At 60.8% G+C, this 6,221-nt stretch carries 4 protein-coding genes; all 4 read left to right on the forward strand.

Annotation, left to right across the window (positions count from 1 at the left end; all coding sequences use genetic code 11):
- Nucleotides 1-19 precede the first annotated feature (19 nt).
- The 4 genes from H5U38_11740 (at nucleotide 20) to H5U38_11755 (ending at nucleotide 6,161) form a co-directional block, all read left to right on the forward strand.
- Complete coding sequence (locus tag H5U38_11740; protein ID MBC7187695.1) at nucleotides 20-631, forward strand: hypothetical protein; 612 nt, start codon at nucleotides 20-22, stop codon at nucleotides 629-631.
- 31 nt (nucleotides 632-662) lie between these two features.
- Nucleotides 663-2,735, forward strand: a complete 2,073-nt coding sequence (locus H5U38_11745; GenBank protein ID MBC7187696.1) for a T9SS type A sorting domain-containing protein — start codon at nucleotides 663-665, stop codon at nucleotides 2,733-2,735.
- A gap of 313 nt (nucleotides 2,736-3,048) precedes the next feature.
- Complete coding sequence (locus H5U38_11750) at nucleotides 3,049-4,407, forward strand: beta-glucosidase (GenBank protein MBC7187697.1); 1,359 nt, start codon at nucleotides 3,049-3,051, stop codon at nucleotides 4,405-4,407.
- Nucleotides 4,408-5,063: 656 nt separating this feature from the next.
- Entirely contained in the window at nucleotides 5,064-6,161 is a 1,098-nt protein-coding gene (locus tag H5U38_11755; GenBank protein ID MBC7187698.1) for a sugar kinase, read from the forward strand.
- The last annotated feature ends 60 nt before the right edge of the window (nucleotides 6,162-6,221 follow it).

Below are 6,221 nucleotides of genomic sequence, written 5' to 3' on the forward strand. Positions count from 1 at the left end.
CTGGGTCGAAAAGAAAGGCGTGAAGGAGATCTGGCTGTGGGCCTACCATGGCGGCGTATTGGACCTCTGGGAATCGAATATGGCGGGGCCGTTTGGCGACGTGAGCAACAGCGACCGGGATCCAAACGACCTCCCGACCTTTAGCAAGACGTACACCTTGTACCACTACAACTATCAGCGCGGACTGTCCGAGGCCATCGAGGACCACATACACCAGATCGAGGCGGTGCTGAACTTTGTGGATGGCCGAGATACGACGCCGGAGGACGAGTGGCCGAATTTGCTCTTCTGGGGCAAGTTTGTAGGGAGCGACAAGACCCACAAGATTGTCAAGCCAGGCTGCGGCTGGGCGCACTACCCGCCCAATGCCGAACGAGACTATGACTGGAAGAACCCTCGCATGGTCTGGACTGACATCGAAGACTGGCGGCCTGATGGCACAGGGGAGCGCAAGCAGATGAACTGCGAACGTTGGAACTGCAACAGCCTCGATTGGTTCATCCTATGGATGCAAAGCCTCCCCGGGGCGGACAATGGTCTCGAGTACGAAGGCCGACCGCTGACGAACTGGTGGATTTTCATCGGTGATTTCGATGCGGCCATGAAAAAGGGGCTGAAACTGGTGCAATGAGTAGTGACTTCACCTTGGAGGAATTGTTGCAATGGGTACTCCCTCTGACAGGCCGAAGGCGGCCTTTTTGGCCGCGGCACTCGCCTTGTTGGGCTTCGAAACTGGGCTGGCTCAGGTCACCCAAAGCCAATTGCTCAATGTGCTGGAAGGTATCAATTCCGGAGCCATAGTTGCGTCCGCCGAGCCGGTACTGGTGTTCGGCTCCATGGACAGGATCTTTGACGGCAATGGCCTCACCAGTGCTGGGGTGCAAAACTCCAGCACGCTGAGCATCACCCTCCTCCTGGACAGCGCGGTGACCTTGCACGCCAGCAAGGTCTTTTTCTGGATGGAGGGCGAGTGGTCCCTGGAGACTGCGGCCCAGCAACAGGACCTGAATAGTCGCAGCGGCACCTACCGGACCCCCGTGGAACGTCGGCCGTGCCACTACTTTGCCTGGGACTCGGTGGGATTCTCTGTAGAAGGGGTGCAGGCGGTGCGCCTGACGGCCCGCAACACGCAGAGTGACAGCAACTACGTGTTCGTGGGCGAATGGGTGCTCTACTCAGGCCAGACCTTGGTTGCCCTCAAGATTATCCCGGAAGAGTTCAAGATGGTGCCGGGGACGAGCCTGCAGCTTGCCGTCAAAACTGTGGATAGTGGCGGTCGGGTGAGGCCCTACCCGTTTGCAGCGCCGCCGGCATGGAGCTCCAGCGACCCTGGCGTGGCACATGTCGGCGAAATGGGCGATGTGCATGCCGTCGCCCTGGGGACCGCCGAGCTTACGGCCGTAGCCAGCTCGCTCACCGGGAGCGCGCGTGTGACCGTGGTCGAAGACTTTGTGTCGCAGAAGGTGGAACCTATGGTCGTGCCGGTGGCGGTGGTGCTGCAAGACCAGATCATTGACAAGGTGAACAAGAGACGCATTCACCAGGTCCGCGGCTGGGCCGACCCGCTCGTGCTCGTGTTTCAGCTGGCGGAAGAGTTCTACCAATGCAGCGACGGGGTTGTGCAGTATCAGATCGTGGAAATCCACGACGATGTGCAATGCTTCTCCCGGCTTGATGGCACGTTCATGTCCCTGGACACGCTGGCCTATTATTTCGGGTCAAGTGGCAAATTGTACGGGCGCAGCACCCCGGGCACGCTCCAGTACATGGCGGAGATCGAAGACCGGGTCAAGTTCGACTACCGGGCGATGATCGACTATCATCAGTTTGACCAGAAGCGGAACGAAGGCCGCATCATGGAGGTGTGGGTCTACAGTTTCCCCTTCGCCGGCATGTGGGAGTCGCAGCTGGTAGGTCCAGGCGCATTTTGGTACAACTCCCCGCCCATGGACCATCCAGGGCTGCGCCGATTGTTACCGGTGATGGGCTGGAACTATGAGCGCGGCATCGCCGAGGCCATGGAAAGCTACGGCCACCGCTCCGAGAGTGCCCTGGCGCACGCCTACGGCCGCTGGAACCCCAGGGCCGAGCCGCGCAACAACTGGGAGATCTTCACTACCATCGACAAGGACAGGCCTGGTCAGGCTCATGTCGGGAGCATCCACTATCCACCAAATGGCATGAGCGACTATGACTTTGGTAACCACCGCTACGTGAATTGCTACGCCGACAATTGGAAGCGCTATCCCATTCTTCTGGACCAGAACCGCGTCCTCAACTGCTCCGAGTGGGGTTGCTCGCACGTAGGTTACATGCGCTGGTGGTTCAGCCACTTGCCCAGGTTCGTGGGGGTGACCGATGGAATCCTCAACAACTGGTGGCATTACATTGTGGACTTTGAAGGCGCGGTTGAAGAGGCGGCGCGGCAGAGTACCGGCGTCAACCCGGGCACCAAGGGAAGCAGTCTTCCTGGGCAATTCTTCCTCGGGCAGAACTTCCCCAACCCGTTCAACCCGCGGACCTGGATTCAGTTTTCTGTCCCGCAGAACCAGAGGGTGCAGCTGAGGGTGTACGACACGCTGGGCAGAGAGGTAGCAACGCTCGTGGATGGGACCAGACCGGCCGGAACGCACACGGTGGTTTTCGACGGGTCACGCCTTTCGTCCGGCGTTTATTTCTATGTGCTGACGAGCGGCCAGGAGAGGGCGGTGCGCAAAAGCCTCCTGCTGCGCTGAGCGTCTTGGGAAGACAAGCAGCACTCGACGGGAGGAAACGGACAGGCCCTCGGCGTGCATCGCGCGGCGGGAAGGGAGACGTGAAGAGCCTTGCAGCAAGAGGCCCAGGGGGCATTTCCTCTGCCTGCTAAAGGGTACGTTCACCATGGTGGCCGACCGTCATGGGTAAAAGCCGAATCGGCGAGTCTTTCCCTTTTGCTTGTCGATGCTGTGGATGGACTGCCTCTCGGGGGCCCTCAGCTACTTGCAAGAGGTCAATCTCCGCCGAGATGGTGGCGAGCGCGCTGAGATGTCCCTCCAGGAGAAAAATGGTATGACAGCCTTTCCGTCGAGTTTTGTGTGGGGAGCAGCAGCGGCCAGCTACCAGATTGAAGGGGCCGCCTGGGATGACGGCAAGGGTCCTTCGGTGTGGGATCTCTTCTGTCGTCAGCCGGGTAAGGTCTGGCAAGGCAATACGGGCGACATCGCCTGTGACCACTACCACCGCTACCAGGAGGATGTGCGGCTGATGAAAGAGTTAGGCCTGCAGGCCTACCGTTTTTCCATTTCGTGGCCGCGCGTGCTTCCAGAGGGGGTGGGGGCAGTCAACGAACGCGGGATGAGTTTCTATGATCGTTTGGTGGACGCCTTGTTAGCGCACGACATTCAGCCGTGGGTGACCCTGTTCCACTGGGACTACCCCCATGCGCTCTTTCGTCGCGGCGGATGGCTGAACAGCGACAGCAGCGATTGGTTCGCCGCATACGCGCAACTGGTCGTCGACCGGCTGTCCGACCGGGTCGGATGGTGGATCACGCAGAACGAGCCGCAGTGCTACATCGGTCTCGGGCATCTCACCGGAGAGCACGCGCCCGGGTTGAGGCTGGGCTTTGCCGATGTCCTCCAGGCGGCGCACAACTCGCTGCTTGCCCATGGCAAGGCCGTGCAGGTCATCCGCAGCCGCGCAAAGCGCAAGCCCTCCGTCGGTGTCGCGCTGGTTGGCGTGGTCAAGATTCCCGCCACGGAGGGCGAGGAGGACGTGGCTGCTGCGCGAAACGCCACCTTTGCGATCACGGAACGAAACTGCAGCAACAACACCTGGTTTGCGGACCCCATGCTGTGGGGCAAGTACCCTGAGGATGGACTGAGGCTCTTCGCCGATTCTCTGCCCGAGATCGGCCCAACGGACATGGGCACTATCTGCCAGCCGCTTGACTTCTACGGGGTGAACATCTACTTCGGGGAAGTCGTGCGGGCAGGCAAGGGAGGCCGATGGGAGCCTGTGCCCCTGCCCACTGGACCAGCCTTGACAACCATGGAGTGGCCTGTCACTCCCGAGGCGCTGTTCTGGGGGCCGAAGTTCCTCTACGAAAGGTATGGGCTGCCCATCGCTGTCACGGAGAATGGAATGGCCAACTGCGATTGGGTAGCCAGCGACGGCCGAGTCCATGACCCGCAGCGGATCGATTTTCTGGGCCGCTACCTCAGGGCCTATGGGCGGGCGATTGCCGAAGGTGTGCCGGGCATCGCTTACTTCGTCTGGTCCATCTTGGACAACTTTGAGTGGACACAGGGCTACAAGCAGCGTTTTGGGCTGGTCTACGTGGACTACAAAACCCAGGCCCGCCTCGTCAAAGACTCCGGCTTCTGGTACCGCGAGGTGATTGCTTCCTGCGGAGGGAATATCGGTTAGCTACGCAGGGCGAGGTGCACAGCTACTGCCCGGAAGGCAATGGTGCGAGCGAGCCCCTTTAGCATGATAGTTGGGAGGCTCCCTGCGCAAGGGTGTGACGAGGGAACAGGGAGAGGGCTGGCAGCGGTGGCCGTCCGCCGTTTGGTCTTTTCGGTCAAGCAATTGGTGCGTAAAGGGTCGACGACCCGCCCCGGCACCCCTGGCAGATTGAGATGTAGCTCTCGTGCTCCGCAAGCTCACTGCTTGGTCAACGCTTGGCCATGAGAATGCACGCGGCAGTGGCAGCGATTGCGCTTGCTATGCCTGTTCACTCCCGGATATGTCGCCCGCCGGGTGCGGAGCCGTTGGCGTGCGGAAGCGGATGCTGCCCTGGGGTGCATCCTTTCGGCAGGCTGCATCTTCGCTTTTGAGCGCAGGGAACAATTGGCCTTTGTTGGTCATTAACGTGTTTGACAGGATGCTTCCCCTGGCACGTGGGGCAATTTGTCCGCTGTGAGGCGGCTCTGCCAGTAATGTCGAACACGAAGCGCCGGGAGATATTTCGCGGTCGTGCCTGTCGGATCCCCCTCGTTCTGAGGGCAGATGCTGGCGGCAAAGGTGAGTGTGCGATGGGAGAGTCAGATGAACTCTGATGGACTATCAAGGAGGGAAGAAGAGTGGACTTGAAACTGCGACCAAGGGAGGAGTGCGAATTCGACTTGCTCTCTCTGGGGGAGGTAATGCTGCGCCTCGATCCTGGCGAAGGGCGCATTCACACAACCCGCTGGTTTCGCGTATGGGAAGGCGGCGGTGAGTACAACGTGGCGCGGGGGCTGCGCCGCTGCTTTGGCATGCGTACTGGGGTGGCTACGGCTTTTGCCGACAATGCGGTCGGGCGACTCATCGAGGACCTGATCCTGCAGGGCGGAGTGGATACTTCCCTCATTAGGTGGGTGCCCTACGATGGCGTCGGGCGCACGGTGCGCAACGGGTTGAATTTCACCGAAAGGGGTTTCGGCGTGCGAGGAGCGGTTGGCGTTTCTGACCGCGGCAATACCGCAGCTTCCCAGCTCGAGAAGGGCGATTTTGACTGGGAGGAGATCTTTGGTAAGAGGGGGGTGCGCTGGTTTCACACAGGGGGCATTTTCGCCGCACTCTCTGAGACCACGCCCGAGGTGATCCAGGAAGCGATGGCTGCGGCGCGCCGGCACGGCACCGTCATCTCTTACGACCTGAACTACCGTCCTTCGCTCTGGAAGGCTGTTGGCGGCAAGGAGAGGGCGCAGCAGGTGAACAGGAGCCTTGCCCCTTACGTCGACGTGATGATCGGCAATGAAGAAGACTTTACCGCCGCTTTGGGCTTCGAAGTGGAGGGGGTGGACAAAGAGTACTCCACCCTGGATGTGAGCAGCTTCAAGCGCATGATTCAGCGCGTGGTCAAGGAGTACCCCAACTTCAAGGTGGTGGCGACCACGCTGCGGGCGGTGAAGACGGCCACTATCAACGACTGGGGTGCCATCTGCTGGGCTGACGGAAATTTCTACGAGGCCACACCCCGCCCAAACCTGGAGATATTGGACCGCGTGGGTGGCGGGGATAGCTTCGCCTCAGGCCTGATCTATGGACTCATGACCACCGGGGACCCCCAGAAGGCGGTGGAGTACGGCGCAGCCCATGGGGCTCTGGCCATGACCACCCCTGGAGACACCTCAATGGCGACGCTGAAGGAGGTGGAAAAGCTGATGGCGGGCGGCAGCGCCCGGGTGGATCGGTAGGCCATTGTCGCGTCGCTGGCCCCGGGGCCCGCGACCAACGCGGGGGTGGGCCGGCATATG

The sequence above is a fragment of the Calditrichota bacterium genome (assembly GCA_014359355.1).
Lineage (GTDB): Bacteria > Zhuqueibacterota > Zhuqueibacteria > JANLFK01 > Oleimicrobiaceae > Oleimicrobium.

Bases quoted from the DNA above. Each gene is read 5' to 3' on its own strand.
- H5U38_11745 (MBC7187696.1), top strand. From the start codon at position 663: ATGGGTACTCCCTCTGACAGGCCGAAGGCGGCCTTTTTGGCCGCGGCA.
- H5U38_11750 (MBC7187697.1), top strand. From the start codon at position 3,049: ATGACAGCCTTTCCGTCGAGTTTTGTGTGGGGAGCAGCAGCGGCCAGC.